14 protein-coding genes are annotated in these 14,979 nt (G+C 70.7%); 6 read left to right on the top strand and 8 right to left on the bottom strand.

The window, feature by feature from the left end:
* Positions 1-117: 117 nt before the first annotated feature.
* From pyrH to AB0F88_RS11065, 4 genes are all read right to left on the bottom strand, one after another.
* On the bottom strand, positions 118-813 hold the full coding sequence (gene pyrH, locus AB0F88_RS11080; protein ID WP_362680445.1) for a UMP kinase: 696 nt from the start codon (positions 811-813) through the stop codon (positions 118-120).
* 122 nt (positions 814-935) lie between these two features.
* The gene (gene tsf, locus AB0F88_RS11075; protein ID WP_362680442.1) at positions 936-1,769 is read right to left on the bottom strand and encodes a translation elongation factor Ts; all 834 of its coding nucleotides are present in this window, start codon (positions 1,767-1,769) and stop codon (positions 936-938) included.
* 109 nt (positions 1,770-1,878) lie between these two features.
* Complete coding sequence (gene rpsB / locus AB0F88_RS11070; protein WP_362680439.1) at positions 1,879-2,814, bottom strand: 30S ribosomal protein S2; 936 nt, start codon at positions 2,812-2,814, stop codon at positions 1,879-1,881.
* Between the two features lie 237 nt (positions 2,815-3,051).
* Complete coding sequence (locus AB0F88_RS11065; protein WP_362680436.1) at positions 3,052-3,672, bottom strand: helix-turn-helix domain-containing protein; 621 nt, start codon at positions 3,670-3,672, stop codon at positions 3,052-3,054.
* A gap of 118 nt (positions 3,673-3,790) precedes the next feature.
* Here AB0F88_RS11065 and AB0F88_RS11060 point away from each other — a divergent pair, with 118 nt between their 5' ends.
* Positions 3,791-5,113: an MFS transporter gene (locus tag AB0F88_RS11060; RefSeq protein WP_362680433.1), complete on the top strand. Its 1,323-nt coding sequence runs from the start codon at positions 3,791-3,793 to the stop codon at positions 5,111-5,113.
* Positions 5,114-5,365: 252 nt separating this feature from the next.
* On the opposite strand, the gene AB0F88_RS11055 is transcribed toward AB0F88_RS11060, so the two are convergent.
* On the bottom strand, positions 5,366-6,778 hold the full coding sequence (locus tag AB0F88_RS11055) for a CoA transferase (RefSeq protein WP_362680430.1): 1,413 nt from the start codon (positions 6,776-6,778) through the stop codon (positions 5,366-5,368).
* A 381-nt stretch (positions 6,779-7,159) separates the two neighbouring features.
* Here AB0F88_RS11055 and AB0F88_RS11050 point away from each other — a divergent pair, with 381 nt between their 5' ends.
* Complete coding sequence (locus AB0F88_RS11050) at positions 7,160-7,861, top strand: M23 family metallopeptidase (RefSeq protein ID WP_362680427.1); 702 nt, start codon at positions 7,160-7,162, stop codon at positions 7,859-7,861.
* 183 nt (positions 7,862-8,044) lie between these two features.
* On the opposite strand, the gene dprA is transcribed toward AB0F88_RS11050, so the two are convergent.
* Complete coding sequence (gene dprA, locus AB0F88_RS11045) at positions 8,045-9,271, bottom strand: DNA-processing protein DprA (protein ID WP_362680424.1); 1,227 nt, start codon at positions 9,269-9,271, stop codon at positions 8,045-8,047.
* Positions 9,268-10,725: an ATP-binding protein gene (locus AB0F88_RS11040; protein WP_362680636.1), complete on the bottom strand. Its 1,458-nt coding sequence runs from the start codon at positions 10,723-10,725 to the stop codon at positions 9,268-9,270. Before AB0F88_RS11040 ends, dprA begins: the two co-directional genes overlap by 4 nt.
* Positions 10,726-10,819: 94 nt before the next feature.
* On the opposite strand from AB0F88_RS11040, the gene AB0F88_RS11035 reads away from it, so the two are divergent.
* The 4 genes from AB0F88_RS11035 to AB0F88_RS11020 all read left to right on the top strand — a co-directional run bounded on the left by AB0F88_RS11035 (position 10,820) and on the right by AB0F88_RS11020 (position 14,347).
* Positions 10,820-11,371 carry a hypothetical protein gene (locus tag AB0F88_RS11035; protein ID WP_362680421.1) on the top strand — a complete coding sequence of 184 codons (552 nt, stop codon included), beginning with the start codon at positions 10,820-10,822 and terminating at the stop codon, positions 11,369-11,371.
* 188 nt (positions 11,372-11,559) lie between these two features.
* Complete coding sequence (locus AB0F88_RS11030; RefSeq protein WP_362680418.1) at positions 11,560-11,799, top strand: hypothetical protein; 240 nt, start codon at positions 11,560-11,562, stop codon at positions 11,797-11,799.
* On the top strand, positions 11,796-12,551 hold the full coding sequence (locus AB0F88_RS11025; protein WP_362680415.1) for a DUF2637 domain-containing protein: 756 nt from the start codon (positions 11,796-11,798) through the stop codon (positions 12,549-12,551). Before AB0F88_RS11030 ends, AB0F88_RS11025 begins: the two co-directional genes overlap by 4 nt.
* Positions 12,548-14,347, top strand: a complete 1,800-nt coding sequence (locus tag AB0F88_RS11020) for an FtsK/SpoIIIE domain-containing protein (RefSeq protein ID WP_362680411.1) — start codon at positions 12,548-12,550, stop codon at positions 14,345-14,347. Before AB0F88_RS11025 ends, AB0F88_RS11020 begins: the two co-directional genes overlap by 4 nt.
* Before the next feature lie 360 nt (positions 14,348-14,707).
* On the opposite strand, the gene AB0F88_RS11015 is transcribed toward AB0F88_RS11020, so the two are convergent.
* A complete protein-coding gene (locus tag AB0F88_RS11015; RefSeq protein ID WP_362680408.1) occupies positions 14,708-14,959 on the bottom strand; it encodes a GntR family transcriptional regulator in 252 nt (83 codons plus the stop codon).
* Positions 14,960-14,979 lie beyond the last annotated feature (20 nt).

Here is a 14,979-nt window from a genome sequence, read left to right as displayed (position 1 = left end):
TCCTCACGCGCTTCGCGGGACGCTCCTACCTCGCGTACCACTCCACTCGCTACGTCGGGTTCGCTCCCGCCGTACCGGCCCCGTCGCAGGACCGGCTCGGTCACCGTTCCGGCGCCGTCACCGGGCCGGGCTCACCAGCGTGCCGATCTTCTCACCGCGTACCGCCCGCAGGATGTTGCCCTCGCCCATGAGGTCGAAGACCACGATGGGCAGGCTGTTGTCCATGCACAGGCTGATGGCGGTGGCGTCCATGACTCCGAGGCCCCGGGTCAGCACCTCACCATATTCGAGATGGTCGAACCTGACGGCGTCGGGGTTCTTGCGGGGGTCGGCGTCGTAGACGCCGTCCACCTGGGTGCCCTTGAGCAGCGCCTCGGCACCGATCTCCAGCGCTCGCTGCGCGGCGCAGGTGTCGGTGGAGAAGAACGGCGAGCCGAGCCCCGCCCCGAAGATGACCACGCGGCCCTTCTCCAGGTGACGGATGGCCCGGCGGGGCAGGAACGGCTCGGCGACCTGCTGCATGGTGATCGCCGTCTGGACACGGGTGTCGACGCCCCGCTTCTCCAGGAAGTCCTGGAGGGCCAGGCAGTTGATGACCGTGCCGAGCATGCCCATGTAGTCGGCCCTCGCGCGGTCCATGCCGCGCTCGGACAGGGCGGCGCCGCGGAACATGTTTCCGCCGCCCACCACGACCGAGACCTGGACGCCACCGCGAACGGCCTCGGCGATCGAGTCGGCGAGGTGGCCCACGACACCTGGGTCGATACCCAGCGGCTCGCCGCCGGCGAACGCCTCACCGGACAGCTTCAACATCACCCGCTTCCAGCGAAGCGGGTCCGAGTACGAAGAAACCGCCGGCGTAGCGGGTCCTGGGTTCTCCTGCACGGCGGCGGCCTCCTCGTTTGGTGCTCTGCTTGAAGAGCGGATGTCAGGGATTAGGCCTGGCCGACCTTGAAGCGGACGAAGGCCTGGACCTTGACACCATTCTCGTCCGCGAACTTCGCGACCGACTTCTTGTTGTCCTTGACGAAGGACTGCTCAAGGAGGGTGAAGTCCTTGTACCAGCCGTTGATCCGGCCATCAACGATCTTGCCGATGGCGGCCTCGGGCTTGCCCTCCTCGCGGGTCATCTCCTCGAAGAGCGCGCGCTCCTTCTCGACGACGTCGGCCGGGACCTCGGCGGGGCTGAGGTACTTCGGGGCCATCGCGGCGGCGTGCTGCGCGATGTCCTTGGCGACGTCGGCGTTCGGGGAGTCGAGCTGCACGAGCACGCCGACCGCCGGGGGAAGCTGGGGGTCGGTCTTGTGCATGTAGGCGCCGATGAAGCCGCCCTCGAGCACCGCGAACCTGCGGATCTCGATCTTCTCACCGAGCGCGGCGTTGGCCTCGTCGAGGTGCGTCTTGACGCTCTTGCCGGCGAGCTCGGAGTCGAGCAGCGAGGGCACGTCGGACGGCTTGGTGGCCAGGATGTGGTCGACCACCTGGCCCGCGAGCTCCTGGAAACGCTCGCCCTTGGCGACGAAGTCGGTCTCGCAGTTGAGCTCCAGCAGCGCGGCGGCGGAGTCGCCCTCCTGCTTCAGGGCGACCAGGCCGTTGGAGGCGGTACGGGCCTCACGCTTGCCGACGTCCTTGGCGCCCTTGAGGCGGAGGATCTCGACCGCGCGGTCGAAGTCACCCTCGGAGGACTCGAGAGCCTTCTTGCAGTCCATCATGCCGGCGGCGGTCAGCTCACGAAGCCGCTTGACGTCGGCCATGTTCACGGAAGCCATTGTCTTTTCCTCGTGGGAATCGTCGTGGATCGGGTGGGTGCCCCCGACTGAGCGGCACCCACCCGGAAGGGTCTTGCGGGTCGTACGGCCGGGGCCGTACGAAAGTGACCTAGGCCTGCTTCTCGGTCTTCTCGGCGGACTCGTCCTCGGCGGCGGGAGCGTCCGTCGCCTCGGCGGGGGCCTCGGCGGTCTCGGTCTCCGTGACCTCGGCCTCGGCGGGAGCCTCGGCGGTCTCGGCCTCGGCGGCCGGGGCGCTGTCGGCGCTGCCCGCGAGCAGCTCCTGCTCCCACTCGGCCAGCGGCTCGGCGCCACCGGCGACGGCCGGCTTGTCGTCGCCGCGGTTGGCGCCGGCGCGGGCCATGAGACCGGCGGCGACGGCGTCGGCGACGACGCGGGTCAGCAGGCCGACGGCGCGGATGGCGTCGTCGTTACCCGGGATCGGGTAGTCGACCTCGTCCGGGTCGCAGTTGGTGTCGAGGATGGCGACGACCGGGATGTGAAGCTTGCGAGCCTCGCTGATCCCGATGTGCTCCTTCTTGGTGTCGACGACCCACACGGCGCTGGGGATCCGGGACATGTCACGGATGCCGCCGAGGGTGCGCTCGAGCTTCTCCTTCTCGCGGCGGCGCATGAGGAGCTCCTTCTTCGTGAGCCCCGAGGCGGCCACGTTGTCGAAGTCGAGCTCCTCCAGCTCCTTCAGGCGCTGGAGCCTCTTGTGCACGGTGGAGAAGTTGGTGAGCATGCCACCCAGCCAGCGCTGGTTGACGTACGGCATGCCGACGCGGGCGGCCTGCTCGGCGATGGCCTCCTGGGCCTGCTTCTTCGTGCCGATGAACATGATCGTGCCGCCGTGCGCGACGGTCTCCTTGACGAAGTCGTAGGCCCTGTCGATGAAGGCCAGCGACTTCTGAAGGTCGATGATGTAGATGCCGTTGCGCTCGGTGAAGATGAAGCGCTTCATCTTCGGGTTCCAGCGACGGGTCTGGTGGCCGAAGTGCACGCCGCTTTCCAGCAGCTGTCGCATGGTGACGACGGGGGTGGACATTGATCGTCCTCCAGATCGGGGCGCCCATCTCTGGGCGCTGTTCTCGGTTGGACGCGACAGCCTGCGGCTGTCGCCCTGATGCCCCGAACAGGATCCAGCCGGGCTCTCGCCCGGACCGAGGGACCCCGGTTCTTGACGGGGCATGCGAAGTCGGCCCATGACTCACAGGCCTCCAAAAGTGTACCCGCAACCGCGCCTCTTCCCGACCTTCGGGCGTCAGGCCGCCTTTACCCGTCTTTACCCGTCGCGTGGGAGGCCGTGCGGCCGTCGCCGGGCGCGGGGGAAGAGACTGAGCTGCGCCTCGGCGACCCGGGCTCCGGGCGGGGCGCTCTCCCGGTCCCTCACGGTGGTCTTGTAGGGGGCGAGCAGCTCGTCGATCCGCTCGTTCAGCGTCTTCAGCTCGTCGGCGTCGACCAGCAGGATGGCACGGTTGAACATCGCGGCCTCGCGCCACTCGTGTGACTCCCGCTCAAGGCCCTCCAGCGCCCTGCTCGCCTCGTCCGCCGCCTGCTCCCGGAACGCCTTGATCAGGAATTCCTTGGCGCTGCGCACGTCCGGGCCGTCGTCAGGCTCGGGACTGACGCTGAACCCCACGGCGCTGGAGCGCCACAGGCGCTCCCTGCCGTCACCGCGGCCGTCGTCGCGCGCGGGCGCGTCCTCGACGAAGCCGTACTTGGCGAGCATGCGCAGGTGGTAGCTGGCCGCGCTGGGCGTGACCCCGACGACCTCGGCGACCTCGGTCGCGGTGCAGGGCCCCTCGGCCTGGAGCCGGTTCAGGATCGCGAGCCGCGCCGGGTGCGCCAGGGCGCGCATCGCCGTGGGGTCGGTGAGGGGCTTGCGCCTCGGTACCTCGGTCATGTGCAGACCGTACCCACTCCACATATGAAGCATTGCCTTCATAACTATGAAGGGTTATCTTCACAGTTATGAAGCGTTCCCTTCAGAATCGCCGGAAGCCGGAGAGGGGCCGATCCCTGTGACTTCCGGGTCCTCCGCGATCAAGCCGGTGCCCCTCAGGAAGCAGCGTGACTACCGGCTCCTGCTCTCCGCCCGTGCCGTCACCGAGACCGGCACCGAGGTCTCCCGGCTCGCGGTGCCGCTGACCGCCGCCGTCCTGCTCGGCGCCTCCCCGGTCCAGATGGGCGTGCTCACCGCCGCGACCTCGTTGCCCTACCTGCTGATCGGGCTCCAGGCGGGGGCCCTCGCCGACCGGCTGAGGCGGCACCGGCCGGTCATGGTCGCCTGCGACACCGTCTCGGCCGTCGCCATGGCCACGATCCCGGCCGCCTGGATCACCGGGCTGCTCAGCGTGCCGTGGCTGATCGCGGTGGCGTTCGTCGTCGGCACCTGCTCGGTGATCTTCCGGACGGTCAACTTCCCGCACCTGGCCACGGTGATCCACGAGAGCCAGCGGACCGAGGCGCTCGCGGGCTTCCAGTCGGCCTTCGCCGTGGCGACCGTCGCGGGACCGGGTCTGGCCGGACTGCTCGTCCATCTGATCACGGCCCCGTTCGCGCTCCTGGTCGACGCGGTGTCGTTCCTGGCCTCGGCGTTCCTGATCAGATCGATCAAGACGCCGGAGAACCACACGCCCGCCGCTCCGCGCGGCATGTGGACCGAGATCCGCGAGGGTCTGGGCACGGTGGCCCGGCATCCGGTGCTCCGCGCGCTCTGCGCCGCCGGGATCACGATCAACTTCTTCGGCAGCGTGTACATGGCGCTGTTCGTGATCTACGCGCTCACCGTGGTCGGCCTGCCCGCGGGGCTGGTCGGCGCCATCACCGCCTTCTTCGGCGTCGGCGGCCTGCTCGGTGCGGCCCTCGTCCCGCGCCTGACCCGGCGGTTCGGCGAGAACCGGGTGCTGGCCTGCTCCGCACTGCTCTTCCCCGTCGACTTCGTGGTCGCCGCGCTCGCCTCGGGACCGGTGTGGCGCAGCTTCCTGTTCCTGGCCGCCAGCGCGGCGATCTCCGGCACGGCCGTCGTGGCCTTCTCCGTCTGCATGGGCGCCATCACCCTGCGCGAGACCCCCGCCGAGCTTCGCGGCCGGGTCAGCGCCACGCAGTCGTTCATGATCCAGGGTGTCGTCACCCTCGGTGGTCTCGCGGGCGGCCTGGCCGGCGAGCTACTCGGGTTGCGCCCGGTGTTCTGGATCTCCGCGGCCGGAGTCCTGACCACGATCGCGTGGATCTGGCTCTCTCCCCTGCGCCGCTCCCCCGCCTCGGTGGCCCCGGCCGCTCCCCCGTCCCCGGCGACCCCGGCCGGACCCGATGACCCCGATGACCCCGGCCGACCCCGATGACCCCCGGCCGGACCCAATGACCCCCGGCCGGACCCGATGACCCCGCGCAAGCCGCTCCTGCCCGCGCGGATACGCCCGATCACGGGTGGGCCCGACCCCGTGCACACCCACGGCGAGGCTGTTCGCGGGGCCTCTTGAGAGGGCGTTCGGGAGAGGCCTTTCAGAAGCGGGAGCGGGTGCGGAAACGGAAACGGGAGCGGGAGCGGGAGCGGGATTCGGGAGAGGTCCTCCGGGAACGGTCGTGGAAAGGTCTCACCACCAGGCGGGCGGGTGCTCGCCCCTCTCCGGAGGCGGACTCGACCAGTACGGTGACACGCCGTCGACGGTGCCGGGCGGCCTGAGGTAGGTCAGACGGCCGAAGGCGCTGTCCATCTCCTCGATCATGCCGGTGACGTCGGGCTCCGGCGTGGCCGCTCCTCCGACCCGGCCGAGACCGTCCAGCCACCGCGCGGTCCTGGCCAGGGAGAGTTCCACCCTCCAGGATCCCCCCTCGATGGATCGGCGGAGCAGGGCGGCCATCGCGCCGAAGGCGGCCAAATGGCCGGTGGCGTGGTCGAGGACCTGGGCGGGCAACGGGTGCGGCCGCGATCCGTCGCCGCCCTCGCGGGCGATACCGGACACCATCTGCACCAGGCTGTCGAATCCGCGCCTGCCCGCCCACGGCCCCTGCCTGCCGTACGCCGAGACGTCGACGCACACGATTCCCGGCCTGATCCCGGCCAGCGTCCGGGAACCGAACCCCAGCGCTTCCAGGGCGCCCGGCCGGTAGGACTGCACAAGCACATCGGCCTCCGCCACCAGGTCGCGTAGCGCGGCACTCCCGGCCGGAGTCCTCAGATCGAGGTGGCAGGACCGCTTACCGAACGCGGTGCCGATCACCGGCCCCGGAACCTCGGGAAGGTGCCGGGCCCCCACCCTGAGCACCTGGGCCCCGTGGGCGGCCAGCGTGCGGGTCGCCACCGGCCCGGCGATCACCCTGGTCAGGTCGAGCACCCGTACCCCGTCAAGCACCCGCCCTCCCTCGCCTCTCGGAGCACCGGTCCTCGGAGTACCGGTTTTCGGAGTACCGGCTCTCGGAGCACCGGACTCCGGAGCACCGGCTCTCGGAGCACCGGACTCGCCGATCCGGGTCAGATGAACGAGCGGCGACGCGGCGACCGCCCGCGACTGAGGGTGCTCCCGCCATCCGGCGCGGTCGCGCATGGCCGCCGCGCATCCTCCCGCGGCCGTCACCGCCTCCTCGACCTCGACGGCGGTACGCCCCGCGCAGGCGCGTTCGACGGCGTCCCTGCCCGTACCGATGGGCAGTCTCAGTGCCGTGAGGACCGCGTCACGATGGTGGTCGAAATTGCAGTGCAGCCGGACCCAGCCGTCGGCGGTGCGGTAGTCACCGGAGAGGGGAGCCCAGAGATCCACGGCGGCTCCGTCGATCCTGAAGTGGCGCTCGTCCAGGAAGGCGATCGCCGCCTCCCGCACGTCCACCGCGGCCCGGCTCCCGCTTCCTTTGAGCGCCGCGGCCGCCGCGGTGGCGGCCCCGACGGCGACGGCGGCCGCGGTGCCCACCCGGAAGACGGAGGGCAGCACCGGATCGCCCCCGCTCACCCTGACCGGCGGCAGCTCGACGCCCACCTCGGCGGCCAGCCCGCGGATAAGCTCTTCGACCACGCGATCCTCACTCGTGCACGACGTTCCGGGCTCTCCCCGCTCGCCCGGCGTTCCCAGGCTCGCCCCGCTCATACGGCGTTCTCCTGCTCTCCCCGCTCGCCCGACGTTTCCCGGCTCGCCCCGCTCATACGGCGTTCTCCTGCTCTCCCCGCTCGCCCGACGTTTCCCGGCTCGCCCCGCTCATATGACGTTTCCCGGCTCTCCCTGCACAGCCGATATTTCCGGGTCATCCCATTTCACATGACATGCCAGGACTCTCATCGCTCACATGACGCTCTGGGACCCTCTTCGTCCCCGCCCTCAGCCACATCCTCGATCACCTATCCACAGAATCCCGTTCGGCCCATACCCGGCCCATCACGGGACTTCATGCTCACGGGCATGAAGTCCGTCCACACCGTGGGGCTGCGAGCCCTGTTGTGCTCACTGATCCTGGCCATACCGGCGGCGGGCACCCGTCACGCGACCGCCCTCGCCCACCCCACCGGCGTGACCGGCCGCGCGTACGGCGTGACGACTCCCGCGACCACCCCCGCGTCCGCCCGCACGGGTGCGCGCGGCCCGGCGATGACGGCGCGTCCCGCCGGAGCACCCGCCCCCTCCTTTCACAGGGAACCGCTCTACGGGGAACCGCCCCACAGGGAACGGCCCCATTGGGAATGGCCGCTCGCCGGACGGCCGAGGGTGCTCAGGGGCTTCGCACCACCGGCGCAGCCGTGGCTGGCCGGTCACCGGGGCACCGACCTCTCCGCGTCTCCCGGAGCCGAGGTGCGGGCCGCGGGAGCGGGAACGGTCGGCTACGCCGGGCCGCTCGCGGACCGGGGCGTGGTGACCGTGCTCCACTCCGGTGGCCTGCGGACGACCTACCTTCCCGTCCAGCCCTCGGTGCGGCGCGGGCAGGCGGTGTCCACCGGCGAGGTGATCGGCACCCTCCAGGACGTCCCTGGGCACTGTCCCGTCGCCTGCCTGCACTGGGGCCTGCTCCGCGACCGTGCCTACCTCGACCCTCTGCTCCTCCTCGGTCATGGCCAGGTCCGTCTTCTTCCCCTCTGGCCCGCTCCGGCCTCGCGGCCTGCTTCGTAGGCTGCTCTGGACCCCTGGTCCGAGTTTTCTGCTTGGGCCGTTTCGAGTTTTCTGCTTGGGCCGTCTCGAGCCTTCGGCTTGGGTTGTCTCGAATCTTTGGCCGAGCTGTTCCAAATCTTTGGCTTGGGCCGTCTCGACTCCTTGGGATCGACCGACGACCGTCCCTCGCGGCCCGAGAACGGGCTATCCGCCGGGAGGGCGGTCGGGGCGGAGGCGCCAGCCCCGGGAGACGCGTTCGACGTAGCCGGCGGCCGCCAGACCGCCGAGGCAGGCGAGCACGGTCTCCAGGTCGACCCCCGCGGCGACGGCTATCGTCGCGGGGCCCACGCCGATCCGGGTGGGCATGGCCTCGACGACCTTCCGGGTCTCCGGGTCGAGCCGGTCGCGAGGAAGCATCGGACCGCGCGGCTCGGAGGCCAGGTCGGTGCCCATCGTCCCGGCGAGCTCGATCACCTCCTCGGGACCGGTGACGCAGATGGCCCTGCCCTGGCGGATCAGCCGATGGCACCCCGCCGAGAACTCCGAGGTCACCGGGCCCGGCACCGCGGCCAGGTGGCGGTTGAGCGCGATCGCGTGCCCGGCGGTGTTGAGCGCTCCGCTCCGCACGGCCGCCTCGACGACCACGGTGCCCCTGGACAAAGCCGCGATGACGCGGTTTCTGATCAGGAACCTCGGCCGGGTCGGGTGCGCGCCCATGGGGCACTCGCTGACCAGCACCCCCCGCTCCCGGATGGCGGCGAACAACTGCTGGTGCGCGCTGGGGTAGGCGACATCGGCGCCACAGGCCAGCACGGCGACGGTCGGCCCCTCGCAGGCGAGGGCGCCCCGGTGAGCGGCGCCGTCGATGCCGTGGGCGCCGCCGGAGACGACACCCCACCCCCTCTCGCTCAGCCCTGCCCCGAGCTCCGCCGCCACGTGCGAGCCGTATGGCGTGGCGGCTCGGGAACCGACGACCGCGACGGATCTGAGGCAGGAGAACCGCAGGTCGGCGTCACCGTGGAGCCAGAGAGCATGAGGACGGGAGTCTCCCAGGTCGTCCAGCTGGGTCGGCCATTCCGGATCGCCGGGAACCACCAGCCTCGCCCCTATCCGCTCGCCCTCGGCCAGGTCGCGCACGGGGTCGGCCGTCTTCGACCGGGCCGCCCAGGAGGTGACCATCCGGTCCAGCCTGGCCGCGAGCCGCCCGTTCCTCGCGACCTCCGAGCCGTTGTCCGCTCCAGACCGGCCGGGACTTCCGGCCGGGCGGCCGTGCGTTTCGGCGAACCATCGGGTGAGATCCGCGTCCGCGGAACCCCTCCGGGCCAGGGCGACGGCGGCCTCGGGGCCGCGCAGGGCGACGAGAGCCCCCATCACGGTGTCGCCCGGCTCGGCCAGGCGCATCAGGGTGAGCCGGGCGAGCCTGTCGCTCATCGTTCCTCCCCCAGCCACAGTCCCAGCGCGGAGTTGGTCTCGTGGAGCTCCGGCCGGTCCTTGCCCGCGAGGTCGGCCAGCGTCCAGGCCACCTTGATGATCCGGTCGAGGCCCCGGGCGCTCAACCGGCCGCTGTCGAGATGCCCGAGCAACGGCGACATCGCCGCGGGCGGTGGCCGGTATTCGGTGTGGAGGGCTCGGGCGGGCACCTCCGCGTTGCACCGCCACGGCGTGTTCGCGAACCTTTTGGCGGCCCGCTCACGCGCGAGCAGCACCCGCTCGGCCACCGCCCCGCTCGACTCGATGAACCGGCGGTCGGCGAGGAGCTCGCGCCTGGTCGAACGGAACAGGCCGACCTTGACGTCCACCCGGTCGAGCAGCGGGCCGGAGAGCCTCGCGAGATAGCGGCGGCGGGCCGCGGGAGCGCACGTGCACGGGTCTTCCGGGGTGGAGGGCCGCGCGCACGGGCATCTGTTGGCCGCCAGCACCAGCATGAACCTGGCGGGGAAGGTCACCGACGCCAACGCCCTGGAGATCGTCACCCGCCCCGATTCGAGCGGCTGCCTGAGCGCGTCGAGGACGGTCGTCGAGAACTCGGGCGCCTCGTCCAGGAAGAGGACTCCCCGGTGGGCCAGTGAGACCGCCCCCGGACGGATCATCCCGCTGCCCCCGCCGATGACGGACGCGACGGTCGCGGTGTGGTGGGGCGCCACGAACGGCGGGCGGACCAGCAGGGGGCGGTCCCTGGGCAGCACACCGGCGACCGAGTGGATGGCGGTCACCTCCAGGGCCTGGTCCCGCTCCAAAGCGGGGAGCAGGGTCGGCAGCCGCTCGGCGAGCATGGTCTTCCCGGTGCCGGGGGGACCGAGCATCCAGAGGTTGTGTCCTCCGGCGGCGCAGATCTCCAGCGCGCGGCGGGCGAGCGGCTGTCCCGCGACGTCTCCCAGGTCGGGCGCGTCGTCCGGGCCGTCCCCGGCATCGTGAGCGCCTCCAGGACCGGCCTCCCCGGGGAATCCCGGTGGAAGGGGGCACGCGCCCCCCATGCCGCGATCGCCGGCACCGGCACCCGGCTCTCCCCCACCGGCTTCCTCGCCCCCTCCTGAACCGCCCCCTCCGGAACCGGGCCCTCCGGAACCGGATCCTCCGGAACCCGGCGGAAGACCTTCCGCCGGGTCATCGCTCCGCAACCAGCGCACCAGGGCGCCCAGCGTGGTCGCGGGCACCACGCTCACCCCCGGCACGAGACCGGCCTCGGCGGCGTTACGGGCGGGGACGACGACGGTGTGGGCACCGGCGGCGACGGCCGCCAGCACGGCGGGGAGCACGCCCCGCACCGGCCTCACCGAGCCGTCCAGGCCCAGCTCGCCCAGGAAGATCGGCTCGGCGACCCTGGCGGCGGGCACGAACCCGGCCGCCGCGAGCAGAGCCATGGCGATCGCGACCGCGAACGTCAGGCTATGGCTTAGTTACTTCTGCAAGACGGGCCAAGCCGGTGCTGCGAACACCGACTCGGCCCTAGATCCACAACCGCACAGGGAAGTAGATCCAATGCACCACCTTAAAACCCTCTCCACCGGCACGGTTCACGCTGCGATTGACGGGCGGCCCGCCTGCCCGACCCGCGCGAAGACCGCCACCGCGTACAGCGACACCACCGACGCCGTCACCTGCGGTCACTGCCTCAAGCTGGCACCGGCCGAGGTCGCCGAGGTCGACATCATCGCCCTCACCGATGACCAGCTCGACGGCATCGCCTGCATCCGCTGCCACCGCACCGACACGCCGATGATCCCCGCCGGCACCGGTGAGCGTGGCCAGCTCTTCGAGTGCATCCCCCACGGCATCGCCGACGAGCCGGGACCGGTCTCCGACCACGTCCTGATGGTCGCGATGTCCTGCGGCATGCTGCTCGGCCTCGAAGCGGTCGACCAGCACGGCTACGGCGACGCCGAAACCGTCATGCGGCGGATGGCGCGCAAGGAGTTGTCCGGCTTCGACATCGGCGAGATGGCCAGGGCGTTCCGCGGCGTGTTGTCCCGGCGGGAGGCGTCCGACGCGTGCGCCGAGGACACGTGCCTCATGTGCCAGGTCCTCGTCTGACCTTTCCGAACCCCTCATAGCAAGACGGCTGCGGTCGGTGTGTCACCACCGGCCGCAGCCTCGACCCCAACCTGACTAGACCAGGAGAGACCGTGTCGCAGAATCTACAGCCTCCGCTTCAGCCGGGGCAGTGCCCCAGTTGGTGCCGACGCGAGCACATCCCTGGCGAGCCCGTCGTCACTCACGGCGTGATCGTCGAGTACACCGGCATCCAGATCATCTGGCTGCAGGCAGAGGAAGACGGTGTCGTCCACGCGCCGATGGTCAGGGTCAGTCACCCGACCGAAAGGGGCCGGCGAGTCCTGGAGTGGCGCCCGGAGGACGCGGCGGACGTCGGCGACTTGCTCGCCTCCATCAAGCTGCAGGACGTCGGCGACGTCGCGGCCCGCCTGATCGACTCGTTCACCCAGATGGGACGGACCCTGTGATCCGGTTCGCTACAACCGTCGCTGTCCTCCTCGTCGCTGGCGTCGCTGGCGTGATCAGCTACCAGCACGCCTACACGCTCGTCACCGCCCACGGGGAGACCGGTCTCACCGCGATCCTGGCGCCGCTGACGGTCGACGGCGCGATCTTCGCCTCTTCGATGGTGCTGCTCGACGCGGCACGCCGGGGACATGCTGTCCCTACCCTCGCCCGCTGGACTCTCGGCCTTGGGATCCTGGCGACCCTCGCGGCGAATGTCGCGGTCGGGTGGGCGCATGGCGTGGTGGGGTCGATCGTCGCCGCATGGCCGGCGGTCGCACTGGTCCTGTCATACGAGCTGCTGATGGGCATGATCCGGCGCGGAGCCGTACCCGCGAAAACCCATGAGAATCTAATGGGTTTCGGGGTCGTCGAGGAGGCGTGGCGCGATGTCGAGGAACTCCTGAAGCTCGCCGACCAGGCTGAGGTACACCTGCCTGCTGTACCTCCGCAGGTCAACGGCTCGACGGTTCGGGCAGAGCTGCCGGAAGCACCGCCCGATCTGTCTGGCATGCCGAACGGCGAGGTACACCTGCTCCCTGTACCTGACCCCGACGCGGAGCTGTACCCGCTGGCGCTGTCTCACTTCCTCGCCGACGTCACCCAGGGCGAGTTGCCGTCCGTCCGCACGATCAAGAGTCAGATGTCGGTGGGTACGGACCGGGCGCGGAAGCTGCAGGGCTACCTTGGTCAGCTCGTCGGGGCGGCGTCATGACCGACGCGTCATTCCAGCGGCCTCGGACGCCGGTCGAGTTCTGGCAGCGACGCAACCCGGCGGGTGTGCGCGTCCGTCAGCTCGTCCACAAGGTGCGGCACGGCCGGTACCCGTCCCGCACCGGGCGGTTCGTGTGGAGGTCGGCGACCGCGCCGGTCGACGGCACGACCCTGCTCACCCGGCGGGCGTGGCGGTGGATTCGCGCCGATGACTACGCCGGCACCGACGACTTCAAGTTCCGTGAGGCGGTGAGGACTCGGCGGCGTCGTACGGCGTGGTGGATGGGCGCCGGCTACCTCGCCTCGGCGGTCACGTCCACCGGTGTGTACGGCGGGACCGCGGCGGCCGTCGCGGTGGGCGCGGTCGTCGGTGTCGGGACGGCGGTCGAGGTCCACAAGCGCGTCAAGGACCGGCCCGCGCCGCTGCGCTTCCCCGGCATGGGCAAGGGTGGTACCCCAGGGGAGAACTCCGTCATCAAGGCGGCGATTGACGCGAAGCTTGGTCGCGCCGAGGGGATGCGGCTGGCCGGGCCGGTCCTCACCGAGGACGGCGGGTGGTCGACGATTCTGCAGCTGCCGCCCGGTCAGCTCGCCCGCAAGTGCCTCGGCCTGGAAGGGGCGTTCGCCTCAGCGCTGGGTGTCGGCGAGTCGCGCGTCATGTTCGACCTGATCGACGAGCACGCGGGCCGCCTGGCCATATTCGTCGCGAAGTCGGACCCGTTCCTCACCGTCCACCCGTCGCCGCTGATCGGCCGGACCGACGCTCTCGACTTCTGGGCGGGCGTGCCCGCTGGGGTCGACGGGCGCGGCCGGACTCACACGCTGCGCCTCGTCGACGCGTCTCTTCTCGTCGCCGGGGAGCCGAGGGCAGGCAAGTCCGCTGCGGTGAACCAGATCCTCGGCGCCGCGGGCCTGGCCGTCACAGTGAAAATCCACCTGTTCGACGGGAAGGGCGCCGGCGACCACCGGCCGTGGAGGCGGATCGCGCACACCGCCGTCAAGCGCGACGCTCCCGCCCTGCTGGCACACCTCAAGAAGATGCGCAACGAGATGGAACGGGTCTTCGACCTGCTCGACGAGGCGGGCGGCGGATCGAAGCTGAACCCGGAGTTGTGTCGTCAACTGGGCGTTGACGTCGAACTCACCGTGGTCGACGAAACCCGGTACTACGTGACGTCGCCGCAGGGCGCGGAGATCGTGGACCTGATGGTCGACATCGCGTCGCGCGGTCCAGCGGCGGGGAAGCTGCTGGTCATCGCCTCTCAGAGGATGACGACCGACGCGATCCCCGGCGCCCTCAAGGGCGTGTGCAGCCTCAGATGGGGGATGCGCTGCCCGGACACCACCGCGAGCAACGCAGTCCTCGGCCAGGGCGCCGCGGGCGCCGGCTACAACTGCTCGGAGATCCCGCGCAGCCATCGAGGCGTCGGCATCCTCGACGCGGACGGCGCGGACCCCGTCAAGGTGCGGTCGTTCTTCATGGACGACACCGGGACGGACCTGGTCGACGTCGCCGCGGCGGCGTACGAGCTGCGCCGCGCGGCCGGAACCCTGCCCGCTCGAGAGATGGCCGTGGTCGACGACGACCCCATTGAGTTGATCCTGTCGGCGCTCGACGGGGCCGAGCGGCTCCACACGGTCGACCTGGTCGAGGCGCTCGGCCAGGGGTGGACGCCCGCCCGGGTGGCCGAGGTGCTCAAGCCGTACGGCGTGACCCCGGGCAACGTGAAGATCAACGGCCGGAACCTCAACGGGTACCGGCGCGAGGACATCGAGGCCGCTCTCAGCCGGGCCTGACCGGCTCTACCGGGGCTCTACCTCCGAAAGCGGGTCTACCTCGCCTCTACCGCCTCTGGCCTGCGAGGTAGACCCCGTAGACCCCATCCGCACCATCCCCAAATACGGCCACAGAGGGCCGAACCAGAGAGGTGAAGGCATGGAATTGATACTCGCCGGGATCGCGGCCCTGATGCTCTGGTGGTCATGGGATCGGCGCCGGCACCCGTTGAAGCGCTGCCGGTCCTGCCAATCCTCGCCGGGCCGGAAGATCAGCAGTTGGAACAACCAGGCGTACGGGGCTTGCCGCCGGTGCGGCGGGCGGGGCGAGGTGCGCCGGTAGTGAGTTGGGCTGCGTGGTGCTGGTCGCCACGCAGCCCATCACTCGGCCGGCCAGGACTCCCGAGGTGCGACGAACGAACCACGCCCCTGCACGGTCACGGTCCACCCCTGTTCGCCGAGATGCGCCATGGCGCGGCGGACCGTGCCCCGGCTCACGCCGTACTCGTCTTCCATCTGCTTTTCCGAGGGCAGCACTTGGCGCGGCTCGTAGTCGCCCGCCTTGATCTGCGCAGCGATGATCCGGGCGACCTGCTCCCAAAGTGGAGTCTGGTCGAGGTGGTCAACCGTCATAGGTCAAACGTAAGAGACAC

The organism is Streptosporangium sp. NPDC023963, assembly GCF_040639135.1.
Classification (GTDB): domain Bacteria; phylum Actinomycetota; class Actinomycetes; order Streptosporangiales; family Streptosporangiaceae; genus Streptosporangium.
This window is presented reverse-complemented; position numbering and strand designations above follow the sequence as displayed.